20 protein-coding genes are annotated in these 20,228 nt (G+C 71.7%); 11 read left to right on the top strand and 9 right to left on the bottom strand.

The features are described 5' to 3' along the window. The 5 genes from IO39_RS33320 to IO39_RS33340 form a co-directional block, all read right to left on the bottom strand. Nucleotides 1–3,709, bottom strand: a 3,709-nt coding sequence (locus tag IO39_RS33320) for a LamG-like jellyroll fold domain-containing protein (protein ID WP_245642446.1), incomplete at its 3' end; no start/stop codon positions are given. A gap of 286 nt (nt 3,710–3,995) precedes the next feature. After that, nucleotides 3,996–4,598 (bottom strand): GNAT family N-acetyltransferase, encoded by a 603-nt coding sequence (locus tag IO39_RS33325; protein ID WP_043631618.1) that lies wholly within the window; start codon nt 4,596–4,598, stop codon nt 3,996–3,998. A gap of 203 nt (nt 4,599–4,801) precedes the next feature. Further along, entirely contained in the window at nt 4,802–5,542 is a 741-nt protein-coding gene (locus IO39_RS33330) for a GntR family transcriptional regulator (protein WP_084773919.1), read from the bottom strand. A gap of 945 nt (nt 5,543–6,487) precedes the next feature. Then, entirely contained in the window at nt 6,488–6,889 is a 402-nt protein-coding gene (locus tag IO39_RS33335; RefSeq protein WP_043631627.1) for a Zn-ribbon domain-containing OB-fold protein, read from the bottom strand. Between the two features lie 109 nt (nt 6,890–6,998). Beyond that, entirely contained in the window at nt 6,999–8,159 is a 1,161-nt protein-coding gene (locus IO39_RS33340) for a thiolase C-terminal domain-containing protein (protein ID WP_245642447.1), read from the bottom strand. Between the two features lie 140 nt (nt 8,160–8,299). On the opposite strand from IO39_RS33340, the gene IO39_RS33345 reads away from it, so the two are divergent. The 7 genes from IO39_RS33345 to IO39_RS33375 all read left to right on the top strand — a co-directional run bounded on the left by IO39_RS33345 (nt 8,300) and on the right by IO39_RS33375 (nt 14,599). Beyond that, nucleotides 8,300–8,920, top strand: coding sequence for a flavin reductase family protein (locus IO39_RS33345; RefSeq protein WP_157549204.1), 621 nt, complete (start codon nt 8,300–8,302; stop codon nt 8,918–8,920). Then, nucleotides 8,907–10,031, top strand: coding sequence for an acyl-CoA dehydrogenase family protein (locus IO39_RS33350; RefSeq protein ID WP_043631633.1), 1,125 nt, complete (start codon nt 8,907–8,909; stop codon nt 10,029–10,031). The genes IO39_RS33345 and IO39_RS33350 overlap by 14 nt, the downstream gene beginning before the upstream one ends. 130 nt (nt 10,032–10,161) lie before the next feature. After that, a complete protein-coding gene (locus tag IO39_RS33355) occupies nt 10,162–10,935 on the top strand; it encodes an SDR family oxidoreductase (protein WP_043631636.1) in 774 nt (257 codons plus the stop codon). Nucleotides 10,936–10,967: 32 nt separating this feature from the next. Next, nucleotides 10,968–11,297, top strand: a complete 330-nt coding sequence (locus IO39_RS33360) for a PadR family transcriptional regulator (RefSeq protein ID WP_245642448.1) — start codon at nt 10,968–10,970, stop codon at nt 11,295–11,297. Nucleotides 11,298–11,404: 107 nt separating this feature from the next. Further along, the gene (locus tag IO39_RS33365; RefSeq protein WP_043631640.1) at nt 11,405–12,391 is read left to right on the top strand and encodes a hypothetical protein; all 987 of its coding nucleotides are present in this window, start codon (nt 11,405–11,407) and stop codon (nt 12,389–12,391) included. 124 nt (nt 12,392–12,515) lie between these two features. Next, complete coding sequence (locus tag IO39_RS33370; protein WP_043631643.1) at nt 12,516–13,811, top strand: DUF2252 domain-containing protein; 1,296 nt, start codon at nt 12,516–12,518, stop codon at nt 13,809–13,811. A gap of 41 nt (nt 13,812–13,852) precedes the next feature. Further along, nucleotides 13,853–14,599 carry an SDR family oxidoreductase gene (locus IO39_RS33375; protein ID WP_043631900.1) on the top strand — a complete coding sequence of 249 codons (747 nt, stop codon included), beginning with the start codon at nt 13,853–13,855 and terminating at the stop codon, nt 14,597–14,599. A 13-nt stretch (nt 14,600–14,612) separates the two neighbouring features. Here IO39_RS33375 and IO39_RS33380 read toward each other — a convergent pair whose 3' ends face one another. The 3 genes from IO39_RS33380 to IO39_RS33390 all read right to left on the bottom strand — a co-directional run bounded on the left by IO39_RS33380 (nt 14,613) and on the right by IO39_RS33390 (nt 16,147). Then, nucleotides 14,613–15,425: an ATP-grasp domain-containing protein gene (locus tag IO39_RS33380; RefSeq protein ID WP_043631646.1), complete on the bottom strand. Its 813-nt coding sequence runs from the start codon at nt 15,423–15,425 to the stop codon at nt 14,613–14,615. Nucleotides 15,426–15,558: 133 nt separating this feature from the next. Beyond that, nucleotides 15,559–15,816: a hypothetical protein gene (locus IO39_RS33385; protein WP_043631649.1), complete on the bottom strand. Its 258-nt coding sequence runs from the start codon at nt 15,814–15,816 to the stop codon at nt 15,559–15,561. A 43-nt stretch (nt 15,817–15,859) separates the two neighbouring features. After that, the gene (locus IO39_RS33390; protein WP_157549205.1) at nt 15,860–16,147 is read right to left on the bottom strand and encodes a hypothetical protein; all 288 of its coding nucleotides are present in this window, start codon (nt 16,145–16,147) and stop codon (nt 15,860–15,862) included. 214 nt (nt 16,148–16,361) lie between these two features. On the opposite strand from IO39_RS33390, the gene IO39_RS33395 reads away from it, so the two are divergent. After that, entirely contained in the window at nt 16,362–17,018 is a 657-nt protein-coding gene (locus IO39_RS33395; protein ID WP_043631655.1) for an NIPSNAP family protein, read from the top strand. 144 nt (nt 17,019–17,162) lie between these two features. On the opposite strand, the gene IO39_RS33400 is transcribed toward IO39_RS33395, so the two are convergent. Next, complete coding sequence (locus IO39_RS33400; protein WP_043631658.1) at nt 17,163–17,975, bottom strand: SDR family oxidoreductase; 813 nt, start codon at nt 17,973–17,975, stop codon at nt 17,163–17,165. Between the two features lie 37 nt (nt 17,976–18,012). Between IO39_RS33400 and IO39_RS33405 the strand changes: the two genes are divergently transcribed. From IO39_RS33405 to IO39_RS33415, 3 genes are read left to right on the top strand one after another with little or no spacing between them, the layout of a single operon-like run. Then, on the top strand, nt 18,013–18,741 hold the full coding sequence (locus IO39_RS33405; protein WP_043631661.1) for an enoyl-CoA hydratase family protein: 729 nt from the start codon (nt 18,013–18,015) through the stop codon (nt 18,739–18,741). 8 nt (nt 18,742–18,749) lie between these two features. Continuing rightward, nucleotides 18,750–19,511, top strand: a complete 762-nt coding sequence (locus IO39_RS33410) for a CoA transferase subunit A (protein ID WP_043631903.1) — start codon at nt 18,750–18,752, stop codon at nt 19,509–19,511. Next, entirely contained in the window at nt 19,498–20,217 is a 720-nt protein-coding gene (locus IO39_RS33415) for a CoA-transferase subunit beta (protein WP_043631664.1), read from the top strand. Before IO39_RS33410 ends, IO39_RS33415 begins: the two co-directional genes overlap by 14 nt. The last annotated feature ends 11 nt before the right edge of the window (nt 20,218–20,228 follow it).

Genomic DNA, 20,228 nt, shown 5'->3' on the forward strand with positions numbered 1-20,228 from the left:
CGTCGTCGTTGTAGGCGAACTCGACGCTCTCCGCGCGCCCGGTCCCGCCCTTGGTCCTGGTCGCCTTGACCAGGTTGCCGTTGGCGTCATAGGCGTAGGCGCTCTTGCGGGCCAGCTCGGAGGGGTCGAACGTCTCAGAGGTCAGGCGGCCCGCCGCGTCGATCGCGTAGGTCATCTCCTCGATGCCGCCACCACCGACGACCTTCACGACGTTGCCGGCCGCGTCGTAGGTGTTCTCCTCCAGCACCACGTCCCGCGCGGTGGTGGCGCCGTTCAGCTTGACGTCGTCGGCGATCACCTCGTGGAGCCGGTTGTCGCCGTGGTACGTGTAGCTGATCTTGCGGCCCATGGCGTCCGACTCGGCGACCAGTCGCCCCCCGGGGTCGTACGAGAACGACTGCAGCACCACGTCCACGGCCGGCTGCGGCGACACCGGGCTGCCGGTCCACCCCTTGAGCGTCGTGGTGTGCAGCTGGCCGCGCTCCGTGTACGCGTACTCGAAGCGGTTGCCCAGCTCGTCCACCATGTGGGTCTGGTTGCCCATGCCGTCATGGCCGTAGGAGACCTTGCCGCCCTCGGGGCCGGTCACCGTCTCCACCCGGCCGAAGTCGTCATAGGTGTATGTGACCGTGCGCGCAGGGTCCCCGCCGGTCAGGTCGGAGGCGGTCTCCGTGAGGGTGTTGCCGTCCGGGTCGTAGGTGTACGTCACCTCAGAGGTGTGCGTGACCCCGGTGACCTCGTTCTTGACGCCCGGCCCCTTGTTGGAGACCAACCGGCCGACGGCGTCGTAGGCGTAGGTCGTCGTCACGCCGTCGGGATGGGCCGACGACACCTCGGTCTTGGACACCACCCGGCCCAGCGCGTCGTGACCGTACCTGGTCACCAGGCCGGCCGGCAGCCGCACCTCCGCGTGGTCGCCCGCGGCCGTGTAGGCGTGGGTGGTGGTCTTGCCCCGGTAGTCCGTCTCCGACTTCACCAGCCCGGCCGGCATGGTGCCGCCGCCCACCGCGGGCTCGGTGCCGTCAGTGTAGGCGATCGTCGAGGAGCGCCCGTCGGGGAAGTCCGGCGTGGCCGGGATCGTGTGCTTGACCTGCTCGCCGAAGGAGTTGTAGTCGATCGTGGTGGCGTAGGTGTTGTCGCTCTCGTCGGACGAGCGGGCGTCGCGCACGGCGGTGAGCCGGTTGTTGCGCGGGTCGAGGGGCTCGTCCGCGTTCCAGTAGTAGCTGCGGTAAACGAACTGGCAGTCACCGGCCTTGCGGCAGGTCTTCACCTTGATGGCGTTACCGCGCTTGTCGTGCCACTGCTCGGAGAGGTTGCCGTTGGGGTCGGTCTGCTTGACCGCGAATCCGCCGGTGTCGTACTCGTAGGTGGTCTTGCCCCCGGCCTGGTCGATCGTGTACGCCAGCCGCAGGTTGCGCAGCGAGTCGTAGGCGTAGGTCATCTTCTCGCCGCGCGGGTCGGTCAGCTCGAACTCGTAGACTCCCTCGACCCACTCGATGTCGTAGTCGCCGAGCTGCCAGGCGCCGCCGTTGCCGTCGGTGTGGGTCTGGAGGCGGTCGGTCGCGGGATGGTAGACGTTCTCGGCCCAGATCCGGCCGGACGGCAGCGTGGTCCGCGCCAGCTTGTTGCCGACCTTCACCCGGGCGGCGTGATGCGCGGAGATCTCGGCGCCCGTCAGCGGCTTGCCGTAGAGCGCGAACTCGTCGATCGTGCCCTTGAACGCGAACGCGCCCGTCGCGGTCTGGCCACCGGGGACGTCCCGCCAGGAGGTCGCCCGGTCGCCGCTGCCCACGTACGCTTCGGCGCGGTACTCCTCCGTCAGGGTCCCGGTCAGCTCCCCGACCTGCTGCCCGTCGAGGTAGAGCCGCTGCTTGTCGCCCGCCACGGTGAGCGCCACGTGGTGCCACCGGTCGTCGTTGACGGGACCGGCCGACGTGATCGGGGTGTAGTCGCCATTCACGTAGCCGAGCTGGCCGCGCAGCTTGCCGTCCGTCCCCACGTACAGGACGGGCTCCGTGGCTCCGAACTCGTAGCCGAACTGCCCGGCGGAGAAGATGACACCGTTCTGGGCGGTCTTGATCCAGCCCTCGATGGTGACCTGGTCGCCGAGCTCGTCCAGTATGTTCGTCGGCAGCATCATCGTGGACTTGGTGAAGCCCGCGGCGGTGTCTCCGGTGCCCTCCAGCGCGCCAGGCTGCCCGACGGTGACGTTGTTGTAGATGCCGGTGCCGCCGCCGGTGCCCAGGTTCATGGCCGGCTCGTACTGCGCGTCGCCCAGCCGCCAGTAGCCCACCGGTTCCGCGTCCAGGATCAGGCCCTTGTAGCGGGAACCGTCACCGTAGGAGTAGGTGGTGCAGTTCGGGGCGGCCAGGGGCGAGCACACCGAGGTCAGGTTGTCGCCGGTGTAGCCGTAGGTCCACTTCTGCGCCTTGCCGTCCACCGGATCGGTGGACACCGCGACCACTCGGGAGTTCTCCCATGTGAAGGTCAGCTTCCGGCCGCCGGTCCCGGTGATCGTGCTGAAGAGGCCGTCGGTGCCGTAGGCCAGGGTCTGCGCCCGGCCGCGGTTGTCCTCGATCCTGGTCAGCCGGCCCTGCGCGTTGAACACGTACGTCGTCGCGTAGGTGTCCTTCAGCCGCCAGCCGCCGCCTTCCTCGTCCGCCAGCACGTCCTTCCGTCCCGGCGGGGGCTGGTACGTGCCGTCGCCCTTGGGCGCGAACCGGACCCGCCGGCCGCTCGCGTACGTGACCAGCAGCCCCGTGATCGCCGTCCCCGATCGCTCGGCGACCACGTTCATGTCCCAGGGGGTCGACCAACCGGCGCCGAAGATGCCGGTGGTGCGCGAGTCCATGCTGTTGTACGTGCGCACCACCGCCAGGTCCGGACCCGCCGTCTGCACCTGCGCGTCCACCACCGTCGTGGTGTAGTTGCCGGAGACCAGCGAGAACTCCTTGCCCTCGCCGAGTTGCTCGCCCAGGTGCGGGCTGTTGATCGGCTGGGGTGCGGCAGTGGCGATCAGCTGCTTGTCGCTGACGCTGACACTGCCGTCCGCGGGGTCGGCGACGCGCACCCACCACTCGTACTGCTTGCCCCATTCGATCGTGCCGGCCGGCACGAGCCAGGTGTCCTGCCCCAGCTTGGCGCCGGAGTTCCAGCACGGCGGCGGTGGCGGCGGCGGAAAGACGATCTCGTCGGTCGTCTCGGGCTTCTCACAGATGTTGAAGGTGAACCGCAGGTCGGCGGACGATCCGCCGCCCAGTCTCGTGGCCCGCACCCGAAGCAGCGGGGTGATGCTGCCCACCAGCGAGCCCGCCTCGGGGTACAGCGCGTCGATGAGCGCCCCCGCGGCCAGTGTCTCCCGGTCGGCCTGCTCGGCGCGCCGCACGCCGGGAGGCAGCTTCTTCTCCTCCGCCTTCGGCTCCGCTTCCGACCGCGTCGCCTGCCGCGGCCACCCGCCGGCGTCGCGCGGCAGGGCACCCTTCACCGGGGCGCGCCCGGACGTGTCAGGTCGCGCGGCGGGCAGCTTCGTCAGGCCGGGCAAGACTCCCGCGGAGCCCCGCTGCTGCTTGGGAGTCACCACGGCCGTCTGCCCGGTGCTCACCTCCGCGGCTGCGGGAAGCGCCGGAAGCTGGAGGAGTCCGGGGAGAGCGGCGATCAGGACGACGGCCGCCGTACGGGAGAAGAGGGCATGCGAAAAGAACCGGTGCACGAACCGTCACACTCCGAACCACAACGAGGGACGTCCCGTCAGGGAACGTCAAACGCCGCTCCACCCCACCCGGCAGGCGTCACTCCTGACTCGTGCGGCTCTGGAGCTCTGACCAAACGGGCAAAGAATAACCATGCCCTATTCGGCTCGACAAGATCCCTTTTGCCACCATATTTGTACGTACAGTAACTTTCGCCATTAAATGCAGGATCTTTGACAAAAGCGGCATATGGCACGGCAGGGGGAGTCGCACCCGGCCCCGGAGCAGGGCCGGGTGTGGGGCCGGTCAGACGGTGATCAGCTCGGCTTCCGTCAGGTCGCGGAAGGCCGTGGTCACCACGTCCTCCGACCGGCGCTGGAAGAGCGCCCCGGACGACCGGTGGGGCAGGTCCACCGTGCGGACGTGGCGGAAGCCGCGGGCCCGGTAGTAGTTCTGCAGCCGCGGGTTGGCCTTGGCGCAGTCGAGGCGGAGCCAGGGCAGGCCCGCGGCGTAGGCCGAGGCGCAGGCCCAGTCCAGGAGCGCGTCCCCGAGGCCGGAGCCCGACCAGGGGCGGGCCACGGCCAGTTTGTGGACGTAGAGCGCCGACGCCGGCGCGTCGGCCGGGGTCCAGAACTCGGGGTCGGCGTGGTCGTCGACGGCGATGGTGGCCACCGGAGGTGCCGACTCGTCGGGGTCGAGGTAGCGGAGCTCGTCGTCGAGCAGGAACAGCACGCGCTCCTCGATGAGCGGCTCGATCCGCTCGGGGCCGAATCCGCCGCGGGGCCACTGCCGCACCCCTTGCGTGTGCAGCCACTCGGCGGTGTCGGCGAGCAGCGTGAGGACGCCGGGAAGGTCCGCGGGCTCCGCCCTTCTGAGCGAGAGCGGATGAAGCAGGGTGTTTGTGTGCATAATGGAATCCTTCATTGCCGTGGGTGTTCACCCCGACGCACAGCGTGATGACGCAATGTCGCGAGGGGGCGAAATGGGGCCTCAACCCGATATATATGGATAAATGGCGATTTAGGGGAGTATGCACGACTCCCCTTGGCCAGCGAGGCGGCTATTTCTCGCTGCGCCCGGCCGGCGGGATCACCCCTTCACCCACGAGCTCGTCAGCGGCGACGATCGAGCTCGTATCTGATCAGATGTTTGTCGGCTGGCAACACCGACACGGCGACACGCACTGGCATGTCTGCCCCGTCGTACCCCACTCGGACATAAACCATGACTGGCGTGCCGAGCTCAAGCTGGAGGCGCTCGGCCTCCTCCTGGTTGGGCATGCGGGCCCAGATGTCGTCGACGACGCGCACCTGCGCATGACCCAGCTCTTCCAGCACCCGGTTGGCTCCTCGCGCGATGTCCCCGGGTCTGGCTATCTCGGAATCGGCGACCAAGTCGCGGGGGAAATAGGAATCGTTGGTGTTGTACGGCTGCCCGTCCACGAAACGCAGACGGCGTCTCACCACCGCCAGCTCACCGTCCGCCAGTTCGAGCCTGCTGGCGATCTCCTCGACGGGAGACACGGTCAGCACCTCGATGTACTGGCTCGGCGCCCGGCCCTCCTGCGCGACGGCGTAGGCGAACGCCTCGCGCAGTTCCCCTCTGGGTTGCGGCTCCAGCTCCCGCTGCGGATAGATCAGCAGCGGTCTGCGGTCTCTGACCACGGTCCCGCGCCGCGGCGTGCGCGTGACGAGTCCCTCGTTGACGAGTTCCCCAAGGGCCAGCCTCACGGTGTTCCTGCTCACCCCATGGTCTTCCATGAGCTGCGCCTCGGTCGGCAGCTGTGCCCCGGGGCCGAGGACACCCGAGTAGATGGCTCGTCGCAACTCCGAAGCCACCTGCTGATACAGCACCGACCTTGCCACTTTCACCCCTTTTGTTCCAACAATTTAGACGATCTGGTTCTAACTGGCCACAACCCCTTGACCGAGGCCCCTGGACCGGCCCATCATCCATTCGTTGGTACAAATCCATCTAAAGGCCGGTGAGGGGGTGAAGGCCAGTGTCGCCGGTCCGCACGGCCACGCCGCACCTGTTCTGGCATGACCCTCGCGAAACAACGCGTTCACTGCGTTACGCGTTGACTCGCCAGCGGTTCACCCACACCTACCAGAGCAGTGCTGACGGCATGTCCGCGCCATCGGTGTCGTCCGAGCTGACCGTGTGGTGCGAAGACGGATCCTTAATCTGCGACGAGGAGGGTGGCGCCCCCGTCACGCATCGCATTGATGACCCGGTAAGCACAGCTCGACGCATCGCCGCACGTCGCCGGCAACTGGGGCCTTCGCGCTCCCCCATCGACTCCGCGTGCGAGCCAACGGTCTAGGACTCCATCCCTCGCCGGAGTCCTGGCGCCGTCGCACGCGGGGCAGGAAGCGCGTCCTGGCGGGTCCCCCACGCCCGCCAGGACGCGTTTTCCTCCGAGGACCGAGCCGAGAGCACACGCCTCCATCTCCCGACGGGGGCCTTTCGCTTTTCCGGGGGGGCGCGGGCGACGCGGCCCGGGCGGGGGCAGGCGGGCAGGAGCGGGCGGGAAGGCAGGAGCGGGCAGGCGGGCAGGAGCGGGCGCCGCGACCTCGCGGTCACGCCTGCCACCGGATTCACACCGCTCACCTCTGCCGCCCAGTCCGAGCCGTCCACGTCGACGATGCCTACTGCCTCATCATCAACCCTCGGAGCCCAACCTGGGGGCTGCTTCGTGAGTGTGGGACTGGTGGGATTTTCCGGTACCAATCCATTTTCCGGATCAACGTCGACCAGCGGGAGAATTTTCGCCCCAGCGGATGGCGATGCAGGTTTCAGACATCGGCCGGCGTCCAGTCCACGAGCGTGACCTCCGCCTCCACCTCGGTGAACACGGCCACGACCGGCTCCAGGTGCTTCGGCGGGCGCGCGGCGCGCCAGTTTCCATGCACCAGGCAGCCCGGAACCGCCGTCAGGCGGGCCATTACCACTAGGTATGGATCGCGCCGTCCCGGCACGAAGGGCTGGTGGTTGACGATCCAGCTCTCGACCGTCCCTTCGGGTGCGATCCGCCGCCAGTGCCACGCCTCCCTGCGGCAGGCGGCACAGAACGCGCGCGGGGGGAAGCGAAGTGTGCCGCAGGAGTCGCATTCCTGTACGGCGAACTCACGCCGGCCGGCCCGCGCCCACCACGGGGCCGAGTCACGGTCGGGCTGCGGCGGATACGCAAGGGTCATGTCGGGCGCTCCTCAGGATCGGGGCGGGCAAGGGCCGCGTCTCAGGCGTTCCTCGCGGGCGGGGGTCGCGTGTCAGGCGTTCCTCGATCGGGCGGGCGGGGGCCGGGTCTCAGGCGCGCCGCAGGATCAGGGCGGAGGTGGCGGGGAGGATGTAGCCGGGCTGGGCCGTCGAGAGCGCCACCTCGGCGCCCGGCACCTGCCGGTCCCCGGCCTCGCCCCTGAGCTGGGAGACCGCCTCGGCGACGTGGTTGAGGCCGTGCACGTACCCCTCGGACAGGAAGCCGCCGTGCGTGTTGACCGGCAGCTCGCCGCCCGGCCCGATCGCGCCCGAGGCCGCGTACGGCCCACCCTCGCCCTTCGGGCAGAAGCCGTAGTCCTCCAGTTGCACGATCACCGAGTAGGTGAAGCAGTCGTACAGCTCGGCCACGTCGATGTCGCCCGGCCCGAGCCCGGCCTGCGCGTACAGGCGCGGGGCCAGCGCGGCCGCGCCGGTGACGGTGGGGTCGTCGCAGGAGAGGTGGGAGGTGCCGCCGCCCCACGCCGCGGCCGAGATGAGGACCCGGGGGCGGCGCAGCGCGCGGGCGCGTTCGGCCGTGGTGACGACCACGGCGCAGGCCCCGTCCGTCTCCAGGCAGCAGTCCAGGAGACGGAAGGGCTCGGCGATCCACCGGCTGGCCAGGTAGTCGTCGAGAGTGATGGGCGTGCGCATGAGGGCGCGCGGGTTCTTGACGGCGTTGGCGCGCTGGGTGACGGCCAGGTGGCCGAAGTGCTCGGGTCTGGTGCCGTAGCGCAGCATGTGGGCGCGGGCGTACAGGGCGAAGTGCTGGGCGGGGGCGACGAGCCCGTACGGGGCCTGGTACTGCACCTCGGGGCTCACCGGCACGCCCCGGCCGGTGCCGCCCATGCGGAACTCCGAGCGCGCGTTGATGGCCCGGTAGCAGACGACGGTGTCGGCCACGCCCGCGGCCACCGCCAGCGCGGCCTGGCCGACGACGGCGTGGGAGACGCTGCCGCCGCCGAACTGGTCGAGGTGCCAGGTCACGTCCAGCCCCAGCGCGGGGGCGACCAGGGAGGGGGCGGCCGAGTCGCCGACCCGGTGGGTGGCCAGGCCGTCCACGTCGTCCGGTGTCAGGCCCGCGTCCTCCAGGGCGGCGAGCACGGCGCGGCAGGCCAGGGTCAGCGTGCTGACGCCGGAGTCCTTGGTGAAGGGCGTGTAGCCGATGCCGGCGATGGCGGTGCGGTCACGGAGTTCAAGCAAGCGCTTGGGCACAAGCGTCACGGTAGGCGGGCCCGTTCCCGGCTGTCAACGCAGGTGGGAGGGCCCGACTTGACAGCCTTTCCGGTATCCCCCTAGCGTCCAAGCAAGCGCTTGGTATGATAGCGCCAGTCGGTGGACGAGGAGGCGGACCCATGAGCACACACACCGCCCGGCTGATCGCGCCGGACGGCTGTCGCGGCCTTCCGACGCCCCATCAGCGCAGGATTCGCAACGGAGCCGCCATGCCGACGGGGCACTCCCACCACGGCCAGGACGGGCAGAACGGCCAGCTCGACAGCCGCCGCTTCCGGCAGGTGCTGGGCAGGTTCGCGACCGGCGTGGTGGCGATCACCGCTCTCGACCCCGTGGACGGCCGGCCCTGCGGCCTGGCCGCCAACTCCTTCACCTCGGTCTCGCTCGACCCGCCCCTGGTCGCCTTCTGCGTGGCCTACACCAGCACGAGCTGGCCCCGGCTGCGCGGCGCCAAGACGCTGACCGTGAACGTGCTGGCCGAGCACCAGCAGGCGGTCTGCGCGCAACTGGCGACCAAGGGCGGCGACAAGTTCGCGGGCCTGTCGTGGACGGTCTCCCCCGGCGGCAGCCCGGTGCTCGAAGGGGCGCTGGCCTGGCTCGACTGCGCGGTCGAGGCCGAGCACCCGGCCGGCGACCACATGATCGTGGTGGCCCGGGTGCTGCAGCTCGACACGTACGCCGAGGGCGGCCCGCTGGTGTTCTTCCAGGGCGGCTACGGGGGGTTCGTTGAGCCTGCGTGAGCAGGCGCGGGCCTGGCTGGAGGAGAGCCTGCGCGGCGAGTTCGCCGGCGCCAGGGGCCTGGGCGGCCCCGGGCGCGAGCACGAGGGGCAGGAGCTGCGCCTGGCGTGGGAGCGCCACCTCGGCAAGCACGGCTGGACTTGTCTGGCCTGGCCCGAGCGGTACGGCGGCCGCGCCGCCTCCCTGGAGGACCAGGTCGCCTTCCACGAGGAGTACGCCAGGGCCGACGCCCCCGCCCGGGTCGGCCACATCGGCGAGGGCCTCCTCGGCCCGACCCTCCTGGAGTTCGGCACCGAGGAGCAGAAGGAGCGCTTCCTGCCGCCGATCCGGCGCGGCGAGGAGCTGTGGTGCCAGGGCTACTCCGAGCCGGAGGCCGGGTCCGACCTGGCGAACGTGCGCACCAGGGCGCGGCTCGAAGGGGACACCTGGGTGATCACCGGCCAGAAGGTGTGGACGTCGCTGGCCCACCTGGCCGACTGGTGCTTCGTGTTGTGCCGTACCGAGGAGGGCTCGACGCGGCATCGCGGGCTGTCGTACCTGCTGGTGCCCATGCGCGCGCCGGGCGTGGAGGTGCGGCCGATCGTGCAGCTCACCGGCACCTCCGAGTTCAACGAGGTGTTCTTCGACGGCGCGCGCACGGCGGCGGGCAACATCGTCGGGGCACCCGGCGACGGCTGGCGGGTGGCCATGGCCACGCTGGGCCACGAGCGCGGCGCGTCCACGCTGGGGCAGCAGATCGGGTTCAGACGGGAGCTGGACGCGGTCATCGACCTGGCCGGGCGGACCGGCGCGGCCGAGGACCCGGTGCTGCGCGACCTGCTGGTGCGGTCGTGGCTGGAGCTGGAGGTCATGCGGCGCAACGCGCTGCGCATGCTGCGGGCGGGGCCCGGGCCGGAGGCGTCGATCGCCAAGCTGTACTGGTCGGAGTGGCACCGCCGGCTGGGCGAGCTGGCGCAGGCCGTGCAGGGCAGGGCCGGGCTGGTCGCGGGCGACGGCGGGCTCGGGCCGTTGCAGCGGCTCTACCTGTTCAGCCGGGCCGACACGATCTACGCCGGCTCCAGCGAGATCCAGCGCAACATCATCGCCGAGCGCACCCTGGGCCTGCCCCGCTGACGGGATCGGCCCCTGACAGGTCGTCCCCCCTGACAGGTCAGCCCCGCTGACCGGATCACCCCCCCTGACAGGTCGGCCCGCCGGTGGGACCATCCCCCTGACAGGTCGTCCCCGTTGATTGGAGCAGCCCATGTCACCGCCCTATCCGAAGGCGCACGGCCTGCTGGACGGCAAGGTCACGCTGGTGACCGCCGCCGCCGGCGCGGGCATCGGCTACGCCACGGCCAGGCGCTGCGCCGAGGAGGGGGCCACGATCGTGCTCTCGGATCGGCACGAGCGCCGCCTGGCCGCCGCCGCCGAGTCGCTGACCGAGCTCACCGGCGTCAAGCCGCTGGCCGTCCCGTGCGACGTCACCTCCGAGCCGCAGGTGCGGGCGCTGTTCGACGCGGTGGCCGAGGCGCACGGGCGGCTGGACGTGGTGGTCAACAACGCCGGGCTCGGCGGCACGGCGCCGCTGGCCGAGATGACCGACGAGCAGTGGCACGCCGTCATCGACGTCACCCTGAACGGCACCATGCGCTGCACCAGGGCCGCGCTCCGCCAGATGACGGCCCAGGGCTCCGGCGTCATCGTCAACAACGCCTCCGTCGTCGGCTGGCGGGCGCAGCGGGGGCAGGCGCACTACGCGGCGGCCAAGGCCGGGGTGATGGCGCTGACCAGGTGCGTGGCGGTGGAGGCCGCCGAGCACGGCGTCCGGGTCAACGCCGTGGCGCCGTCGCTGGCCGTGCACCCGTTCCTGGCGAAGGTGACCAGCGAGGAACTGCTGGCGGAGCTGGCGGCCAAGGAGGCGTTCGGGCGTTCGGCGGAGCCGTGGGAGGTGGCGAACGTCATCGTCTTCCTGGCCAGCGACTATGCCTCGTACATGACGGGTGAGGTGGTGTCGGTCTCCTCGCAGCACCCCTGACGATATCCTGTGAGACAGGATATGGTGGGCTGGTGAATATCACGGAGCCCATGTTCCTGGCGCTGACCGCGCTGGTGGACGAGCCCCGGCACGGCTACGGGATCGTCCAGGAGGTCGATCGGCTGTCCGGGGGGCGCGTCCAGCTCAAGATCGGCACGCTCTACGGCGTGCTGGACCGGCTCTCGGCGGCCGGGCTGGTGGTGCTGGACCGGGAGGAGGCCCAGCGGGGGCGGCTGCGCCGCTACTACCGGCTGACCGACGACGGCGCCGAGGCGCTGCGCGCGGAGGCCGCCCGGCTGGCCGCCACCGCCGCCACCGCCACGGCCCGCCTGCGCGCCAGGACGGCCGGTGGCGCCGCATGACCTCCCGGCGAGACGACGGGACAAGCCGCCCTCGGGAAGACGACCTGACGGGCCGCCCTGGCCCGCGAGAGACAAGCCGCCCGGCCTCTCGGGAAGAGGCGGGGCCGGTGAGCCTGCTCGAACGGCGCTACCGGTCCGTGCTGCGCCTGCTGCCCGCCTCCTACCGCGCCGAGCGCGAGGAGGAGATGGTGGACGCGTTCATGGAGCTGTCCGGCGACGTGCCCGACGAGGAGGGGCCGCGGCCCCGCTGGGGCGAGGTGGCCGGCGTGCTGGCCCTGTCCGTGCGGGTGCGTCTCGGCGGCGCGGGAGCCTCCTCCCCCTACGTCGCCGTCGGTGCGGCGGTCCGGCTCCTGGCGCTGCTCGGGCTGGCCACGCAGGCCGCCTTCGCGCTGGCCGGCCTGATCCAGACGCTCCCGTCCGGCCTCCATCCCGTCCTGGCGGGAGAGCCGGGGTCGGCGCAGAGGCTGGCGGCCATCGCCGGCCTGGGGGCCGGCGCCTGCGCGGTCGCCGCCGTCGTGGCGCTCCTGCGCGGCCACGTCCCGGCGGCGAAGCTCCTGGCCGTGGCCGGCGTCGCGCCCGCCGCCGCCTCCTTCGTGCCGACCTGGCAGGCCGGCGCGGGGGCGCTGCAGAACGTGGCCCACCTCGTCTTCGCGGTCGTCCCGGTGCTCGCGCTCCTCGTGGGCTACCACGGCGACGTGACGCCGCGGCGGCACCGGTGGGCGCTCGTCCTGCCGCCGCTCGCCGCGGGCGCGGCGGTGCTGGTGACGCCCACGCTGCTGTACGCGGCGACGCCGGCCAGCCCGTCGTGGTTGTTCCTGTGGGTCCATCTGGGCTCGGTCATCCCTGTGTGGGCGGTGGCCGCGCTGGCCGTCCTGGCCCGCCGGAGCGGCCCGGCCCCGGCGCTGGCCCTGTCGGCCGCCGGGCTGCTCCTGCTGATGACCCGGCTGCCCGAGCTCCGCTCGCTGCCCGAGGCGACGCTGCGGGCGATGGCGGTCGCGCAGTGCGCGCTGCTCGCGACGCTGACCGTCGCGCTCGCCGTGGCGGGAGCCCGCGCCCTGGCGAAGGCACGTCCCCTGCCCGCCGCACGGCCATGACCCCGCGCCGCGAGCGAAGGCACGTCCCCTGCCCGCCGCTCCGGGACCGCCTGCCGCCCTGACTCGTGGCGTCAGGGAAAGATCGGGCTAGGCGGCAAGGGGATCGGGCTCTAGGGTCCGGAACATGGGCACACGCTCCTCCTTCCTGCTCGACGTCCTCATGACGGAGTTCGGCGAGTCGATCAAGCAAGACCCCGCCGCCTTCAGGCGGAAGTTCCGGAAGATGGCGGCCTCGCCGTTCGCCTTCTACCGCGGCAGCGCCTGCCTGTTCTACGCGGACATGGCGGGCGCGTACGCCGACGAGTCCTACCTCGACGGGCCGACCGGCAGGGTGTGGATCCACGGCGACCTGCACGCGGAGAACTTCGGCACCTACATGAACGCCTCCGGCGTGCTGGTGTTCAACGTCAACGACTTCGACGAGGCGTACGTGGGGCCCTACGTCTGGGACCTGAAGCGGTTCGCGGCCAGCGTGGCGCTGATCGGGTACGCCAAGGCCCTGTCCGACGACTCGATCAGCGTGCTCGTGACCGACTTCGCCGGGGCGTACCTGGTGGAGCTGGGCGCGATCGCGGCGGGCGGGGACGACGCGATCGGCGCGCTCACGCTGGAGACCACCGGCGGCGTGCTGCACCGGGTGCTGCAGCGCGCCCGGCTGAGCACCCGGGTGGCGCTGCTGGACGTCGAGACCGTGATCGACGACTACGACCGGCGCTTCGCGCTCACGGAGGGGCGCGAGCCGGTGGACGAGCCGACCAGGCGGGCCGTGCTGGAGGCGTTCGAGGACTATCTGGCCACGCTGCCCGCGACCGTCAACCCGGTCGAGCACGTGATCAAGGACGTGGCGCTGCGCAAGGGCGTGGGCATCGGGTCGGCGGGGCTGCCGTCGTACAACCTGCTGCTCGAAGGGCGTTCGCAGGCGCTGGAGAACGACGTCATCCTCTACATGAAGCAGGCGGCGGCGCCGGCGGTGGCCCGCCACGTCACCGACGAGCGGGTGGTTTCTTATTTCCTGCACCAGGGGCATCGCACGGCCGAGTCGCAGCGGGCGCTGCAGGCCTACGCCGATCCGTGGCTGGGCTACACGACGCTGCACGGGGTGGGGCAGCTCGTGGCGGAGGTGTCGCCGTACTCGGCGGACCTGGACTGGGACGACGTCAACGAGCCGGACGAGCTGCGCTCGATCATCCAGGACCTGGGGCGGGCGGTGGCGCGCATGCACGCGGTGGCCGACGACGAGTCCAGCCACGACCTGGTGGACTTCTCGACGGAGGAGGCGATCACGGCGGTGATCGGCGACGACCGGTCGGGGTTCGTCGCGATGCTGGTGGACTTCGCCCACCGGTACGGCGCGCAGGCCCGCGAGGATCACCGGCGGTTCGTGGACCTGTTCCGCAACGGCCGGCTTCCCGGGATCTGAACGATGGCGACCGACCAGTCGGTATGGCATGCTTCCAGAACATGACTCTGTTCTCAGTGGAAGGCAAGACCGTCGTCGTCACCGGCGGCTCGCGCGGCATCGGCCGCATGATCGCCGCCGGGTTCGTGGAGGCGGGGGCGAGCGTCTACATCTCCGCCCGCAAGACGGCCGAGGTGGAGAAGACGGCCGCCGAGCTCGGCTGCGTCGCCGTGCCGGCCGACCTGTCCACGCCGGAGGGCCTGGAGCGGCTGGTCTCGGCCGTGGACGGGCCGCTGCACGTGCTGGTGAACAACGCGGGGGCGACCTGGGGCGCCCCCTTGGAGGAATATCCCGAGCACGCCTTCGACAAGCTCTGGAACATCAACGTCAAGGGCGTGTTCTACCTGACCCAGCGCTTCCTGCCCAAGCTGCGCGAGGCGGCCGGCGCCGACGACCCGGCCCGGGTGATCAACGTGGGCTCGATCGACGGCATCAAGGTGCCCGCGCTGGAGAGCTTCGCCTACTCCTCGACGAAGTCGGCGGTGCACATGCTGACCCGGCACCTGGCCAAGCGCCTGGCCAAGGAGCACATCACGGTCAACGCGATCGCCCCCGGGCCGTTCGACTCCAAGATGATGGCCTTCGCGCTCGACGATCCCGCCACGCGCGAGGCCATCGCCACCAGCGTGCCCCTGGGCCGCATCGGCAGGCCGGAGGACATGGCGGGGGCGGCCATCTACCTGGCCTCGCGGGCGGGGGCGTACCTCACCGGCACGGTCATCCCGGTGGACGGCGGGATCTCCTGCTGATCGCGCGGGCCGATCAGAGCAGCTCGCGCAGCGCGGCGGCGAAGTTCGCCGCCGCCGACGGGTCGTAGCCCAGGAAGAGGTAGGGCTCGGTCAGCTCCAGCTCGATGACCGCGGGCGCGCCGCCGGGCAGCCGGACCAGGTCGACCCTGGCATAGAGAAGGTCATGGGGTACGGCGGCGAGCACCTTCTCGGCCAGCTCGACCTGGTCCGGGGCCGGGGTGCGGAGCTGGGCCCGCGCGTTGTCGTCCACGCCCATGCCCGGGACGAGCATGGGGGTGCGCCGGACGGCGTGGCTGAGGCGGCCGTTGAAGTACAGCAGCGAGGTCTCGCCCTCCGACTCGACCATGTCGAGATACGGCTGCACCATCGGCGTGCGCCCCGTGGCCTCCAGCGCGGCGGCCAGCGCCGCGGCCTCCCCGCGGTCGGCGGTCCTCGTCGTGTCGCGGGCGCCGCCGGAGACGGACGGCTTGACGACGTATTCGGGCCAGTCCGGCAGGTCGCGCGACGACCAGTGCGTCGGCACGGTCGGCACGCCCAGGTCTCGCAGGTAGGTCTTGTCGGTGTTGGCCTCGATCACGGTGTACGGGTTGAGCAGCCGCGTGACCGACTCCACCCCGCGCGCCCAGGCCAGGAACTCCTCCCGGCGCAGGATGTAGTCCCAGACGGACCGGACCACCACGGCGTCATAGCCGCTCCAGTCGACCGCCGGATCGTCCCAGCGCTCGACGCGCCCCTCGATGCCCGCCGCCCGCCAGGCGGCCAGCACCGGCTCGCGCTCGTCGTCGCCGTCAAAATCGGCATATGTCGCATAAGCACAGGTAGTCACGCATGGATGCTAATACGCCGCGAGCCGGGCCATATCCGGCCCGGCTCGCTCGTATCAGGCGCACCACGATTCGGCGGTCCGCGACGCGCCCGCCCGGCCGGACGTCTGCCTCCGGCCGGCCCTCACCGCCCGATCAGTCGTTCAGGTCGTCGGTGACGATGTCGCTGCCGTTGCTGGCGGTCAGGGCGATGCCGTTGACGTTGTTGACGCTGGTCGCCCCGCGCCCGCTGGCGTTGTCGTTGACGACGTTGCCGAAGTTGTTGCCCGACTGCGACGAGTTGCGGTTGTCGCTGGAGTTGCCGGCGTTGGTGTCGGCGTGGGCGGGGGCCGACAGCAGGGTCACGCCGGCCGCCGCGGCGACGGCGGCCGCCGCGCAGAGCTTCTTCATCATGTCGGTGTCCTTTCAGAGTGCTCGTGGTCGGGACGTCAACCGGTCAGTCGAAGATGTACGTCACCGTGATCCCGCCGTAGGAGGCGGTCGGGGCGAAGCCGTTGACGTTGTTGACGTTGGTCGAGTGACCCTCACCGCGGTTGGCGTTGAGTACGTCACCGAAGTTGTTTCCCGACTGGGACGAATCGCTGTTGCCGCTCCGGTTGGCGGCCCAACTGTCACCGGTGAACGGGCCGGCCCAGTCGTCATCAGCGTGAGCGGGAACCGCAAGTAGCGCACCGCCGACGACCGCCGCCAGGACGACCATGGCGGCACACGCCTTTCTGATCACTTGTGCTCCTTCGCCAGTGGGGAAGCCCCCGGGACAGCGGCCGCCGGGCCCTGGCGTGCCACCCTCCCCCTTTGACCTTCCTTGACCACAGCGGATCAAGGTCATGGCGAGCATATAACCTGCAGTGATCGTTCGGCGGCGAAGCGTGATCAGAATATTGTTCGACCCGAACCCTGACACGAGGTGTCAGTGACCCGGCCCTAGCCTCCGGCGCATGATCTACGAGTTGCGGCGCTACCGGATGCGCCCGGGCCGCAGGGACGAGCTGATCTCGCTGTTCGAGCGGGAGTTCATCGAGACGCAGGAGGCGGTGGGCATCCGCGTCTGCGGGGTGTTCCGCGAGGCGGGCGAGCCCGACACCTTCCCCTGGTTGCGCGCCTTTCCCGACATGCCCGCCAGGAAGGCGTCGCTGGAGGCGTTCTACGGCGGGCCCGTGTGGCGCGCCCACCGCGACGCGGCCAACGCCACGATGGCCGACTCCGGCGACGTGCTCCTGCTGCGCTCCGTGGGGCCGGACCTGCCCTCCCGGGAGCGGCCGGCGCCAGGGGCCGGGGAGCCGCCGCCGTCCCTCTACGTGGCCACGACCTACCACGTCGAAGGGGACGGCTTCGCCGCCTTCTTCCTGGAGGAGGCCGTGCCCGTGCTGGCCGCCGCCGGGGTGCCGCCGGTGGCCTGCCTGGAGAGCGAGCACTCGGAGAACACCTTTCCGTGCCTGCCGGTGCGGGAGGGGGAGAACGTGTTCGTGTGGTTCGCCCGGTTCGACCGGCCGGAGGAGGAGCGGGAGGTGGACCTGCCGATGCTCGGGCCGCACCTCACCGCGCCCCCCGAACGGCTCCGCCTGCGCCCCGCCGCCCGCTCCTCGCTCCGGTGACGCCTCCCGGCTGACCCGCACCGGCTCGTCCCGGGTGACCCGCACCGGCTCGTCCCAGGTGGCCCGCACCGGCTCGTCCCAGGTGGCCCGCACCGGCTCGCCACTCCCGCGAAGCGACCGGGCGGTCCGCCGCCCGCCCGGCGCTCAGGGCTCCGTGACCAGGTGGCGCCAGGCGGGGATCTCGCCGCCGCCGTCCACCCGCACCTCGGCGCCGGTCACGTAGCCGGGGGCGGCCAGCCACAGGCAGGCCGCGGCCACGTCGGCGGGGGTGGCCATGCGGCCGGCCGGGATGGCCCTGCCGTCCAGGTCGGAGCGGCCCCCGTAGTGGTCCGACGCCTCCCGGGTGGCGGCCAGGCCCACGACGACCGTGTTGACCCGCACCAGCGGGGCCCACTCGGCGGCCAGGCAGCGGGCCAGGTGGTGCAGGCCGGCCTTGGCGGCGCCGTACGCGGAGGTGCCGGGCGAGGGGCGGGCGCCGCCGGCGCTGCCGATCATCACGACGGCCCCGCCCGTGGCCGCGAGCAGCGGGTAGGCGCGCTGCGCGACCAGGAGCGGGGCCGTCAGGTTGAGCTCGATGACGCGGGCGTGCAGGCGCGGGGAGGTGCCGTCCACGGGGGCGGGGGGCGAGCCGCCGGCGTTGTTGACCACGACGTCGAGCCGGTCGAACGTGCCGATCAGCCGGTCGACCTCCTCGGGGTCGCGCACGTCGGCCCGCACGAACCTGATCCCGGCCCCACCGGTGGAGGCCCTGGCGGACCTGATCCCGGCCCCTTCAGGGGAGGCCCGGACGGAGCCGTCCCCGGCCCCTTCCGGGGAGGCGGGTTCCGGTGGGGTGCGGGCGCAGACGGTGACCTCGGCGCCCGCGGCGCGGAAGGCGGCGGCGATGCCCGCGCCGATGCCCCTGGTGCCACCGGTCACCAGGACGGACTTGCCCGCGTAGTCGTAAGTCACGGTCACGGGTGCTACCGTACCAAGCAAGCGTTAGGGAGGTACATTGGGGATCTCACTGCGGGCGGGGCCGGTCGCCGAGGTGGTCGTGGACGTCCCGCCGGTCAACGCCCTGCCGGTGCGGGGCTGGGAGGAGCTGGCGCGGGCCGTGCGGGAGGCCGGGGAGGACCCCGGGACGCGGGTCGTCGTGCTGCGGGCCGAGGGGCGCGGGTTCAACGCCGGGGTGGACATCAAGGAGATGCGGGACACCGAGGGCTTCACCGCCCTGGTCGGGGCCAACCGCGCCTGCCACGCGGCGTTCGCCGCCGTGTACGAGTGCGCCGTCCCCGTGATCGCGGCCGTGCACGGCTTCTGCCTCGGCGGCGGCATCGGGCTGGCGGGCAACGCCGACATCGTGGTGGCCGCCGAGGACGCCTACTTCGGGCTGCCGGAGGTGGACCGGGGCGCGCTGGGCGCGGCCACGCACCTGTCCAGGCTGGTGCCGGGGCACCTGGTCCGCGCCATGGTCTACACGTGCAGGAACGTGACGGCCGCCGAGCTGCACGCGTTCGGGTCCGTGCTGGAGGTGGTGCCGCGTGACAAGCTGCGCGAGGCCGCCATGGAGGTGGCCGGGCAGATCGCGGCCAAGGACCCGTACGTCATCCGACGGGCCAAGGAGTCGCTCAACGGCATCGACCCCGTCGACGTCAACCGCAGCTACCGCTTCGAGCAGGGCTTCACCTTCGAGCTGAACCTCATGGGCATCGGCGACCGGCACCGGGAGCGCTTCACGTGATCAAGCTGATGACGGCCGAGCGGGTGGCCGAGTCGGTGGAGAGCGGGATGACGGTCGGGATCGGCGGCTGGGGCTCGCGCCGCAAGCCGATGGCGCTCGTCCGGGCCCTCATCCGCGCCCCGGCCACCGGCCTGACGATCGTCTCGTACGGCGGCCCCGACGTCGGCATGCTCTGCGCGGCCGGGAAGGTGCGCAGGGTCGTGGCCCCGTTCGTCACGCTCGACTCCATCCCCCTGGAGCCGAACTTCCGGCGCGCCAGGCAGGCCGGGGAGATCGAGTTCACCGAGTACGACGAGGGCATGTTCATGTTCGGGCTGCTGGCCGCCGCGCACCGGCTGCCGTTCCTGCCGACGCGGGCGGGGCTGGGCTCGGACGTCATGCGCGTCAACCCGGGCCTGCGCACGGTGCGCTCCCCCTACGCCGACGGCGAGGAGCTGGTCGCGGTGCCGGCGCTGACCATGGACGTGGCGCTGGTGCACCTGAACCGGGCCGACGCGCGGGGCAACGCCCAGTACCTGGGGCCCGATCCCTACTTCGACGACCTCTACGCCAAGGCCGCCGCGCGGTGCTACGTCTCGTGCGAGCGGGTGGTGGACACCGCCGACCTGCTCAAGGAGGGTCCCGTGCAGTCGTTGCTGATCAGCCGGTCGATGGTGGCGGGCGTGGTGGAGGCGCCGGGCGGGGCCGGGTTCACCTCGTGCGAGCCGGACTACGGGCGCGACGAGGCGGCGCAGCGGCGCTACGTGGAGGAATCCCGTGAGCAGGGCTGACGTGTGCGTGGTGGCGTGCGCGGAGGCGTTCAGGGGCGACGGGGAGATCCTCGCGGCCGGGATCGGCGGCGCGATCACGGTGCTGGCGGCGCGGCTGGCGCGGCTGACGTTCGAGCCCGAGCTGCTCACGCACGACGGCGTCTGCCTCCTCACCGGCGACGTGCCCGCGCTGGGCGAGGCGCCGGAGGTGGTGGAGGGGTGGCTGCCGTTCCGCGAGCACCTGTGGCTGGTGCTGAACGGGCGGCGGCACGTCATGCTCGGGGCGAGCCAGATCGACCGGTACGGCAACACCAACATCTCCTGCGTCGGCGACTGGGCGCGGCCCAAGGCGCAACTGCTCGGGGTGCGCGGCGCGCCGGGGAACACGCGCTGCGACCCGACGAGCTACTGGATCCCCCGGCATTCACGGCGCGCGTTCGTCGCGGAGGTGGACCTGGTCAGCGGGCTGGGGACGGATCGGGGGGCGTACGAGCTGCGGCGGGTGGTGACGGACCTGGCCGTGCTGGACTTCGGCGCGCCCGGCGGGACGATGCGGCTGGTGTCGGTGCACCCCGGGGTGAGCGTGGCCGACGTGGTGGCCGCCACGGGCTTCGAGCTGGACCTGCCCCGCGAGGTCCCCCTGACGCGGGAGCCGTCCGCCGAGGAGCTGCGCGTCCTGGACCGCCTCGACCCCGCCCGGCTGCGCGACCGGGAGGTGGCGGCGTGAGGGCGGCCGGG

Source organism: Nonomuraea candida (genome assembly GCF_000725485.1).
Taxonomy (GTDB): domain Bacteria; phylum Actinomycetota; class Actinomycetes; order Streptosporangiales; family Streptosporangiaceae; genus Nonomuraea; species Nonomuraea candida.

Excerpts from the sequence above, each read along its gene's own strand:
- IO39_RS33355 (WP_043631636.1), top strand. The coding sequence starts at position 10,162 with ATGTCACCGCCCTATCCGAAGGCGCACGGCCTGCTGGACGGCAAGGTC.
- IO39_RS33385 (WP_043631649.1), bottom strand. The coding sequence starts at position 15,816 with ATGATGAAGAAGCTCTGCGCGGCGGCCGCCGTCGCCGCGGCGGCCGGC.
- IO39_RS33325 (WP_043631618.1), bottom strand. The coding sequence starts at position 4,598 with ATGCACACAAACACCCTGCTTCATCCGCTCTCGCTCAGAAGGGCGGAG.
- IO39_RS33395 (WP_043631655.1), top strand. The coding sequence starts at position 16,362 with ATGATCTACGAGTTGCGGCGCTACCGGATGCGCCCGGGCCGCAGGGAC.
- IO39_RS33345 (WP_157549204.1), top strand. The coding sequence starts at position 8,300 with ATGAGCACACACACCGCCCGGCTGATCGCGCCGGACGGCTGTCGCGGC.
- IO39_RS33410 (WP_043631903.1), top strand. The coding sequence starts at position 18,750 with ATGACGGCCGAGCGGGTGGCCGAGTCGGTGGAGAGCGGGATGACGGTC.
- IO39_RS33335 (WP_043631627.1), bottom strand. The coding sequence starts at position 6,889 with ATGACCCTTGCGTATCCGCCGCAGCCCGACCGTGACTCGGCCCCGTGG.
- IO39_RS33370 (WP_043631643.1), top strand. The coding sequence starts at position 12,516 with ATGGGCACACGCTCCTCCTTCCTGCTCGACGTCCTCATGACGGAGTTC.
- IO39_RS33375 (WP_043631900.1), top strand. The coding sequence starts at position 13,853 with ATGACTCTGTTCTCAGTGGAAGGCAAGACCGTCGTCGTCACCGGCGGC.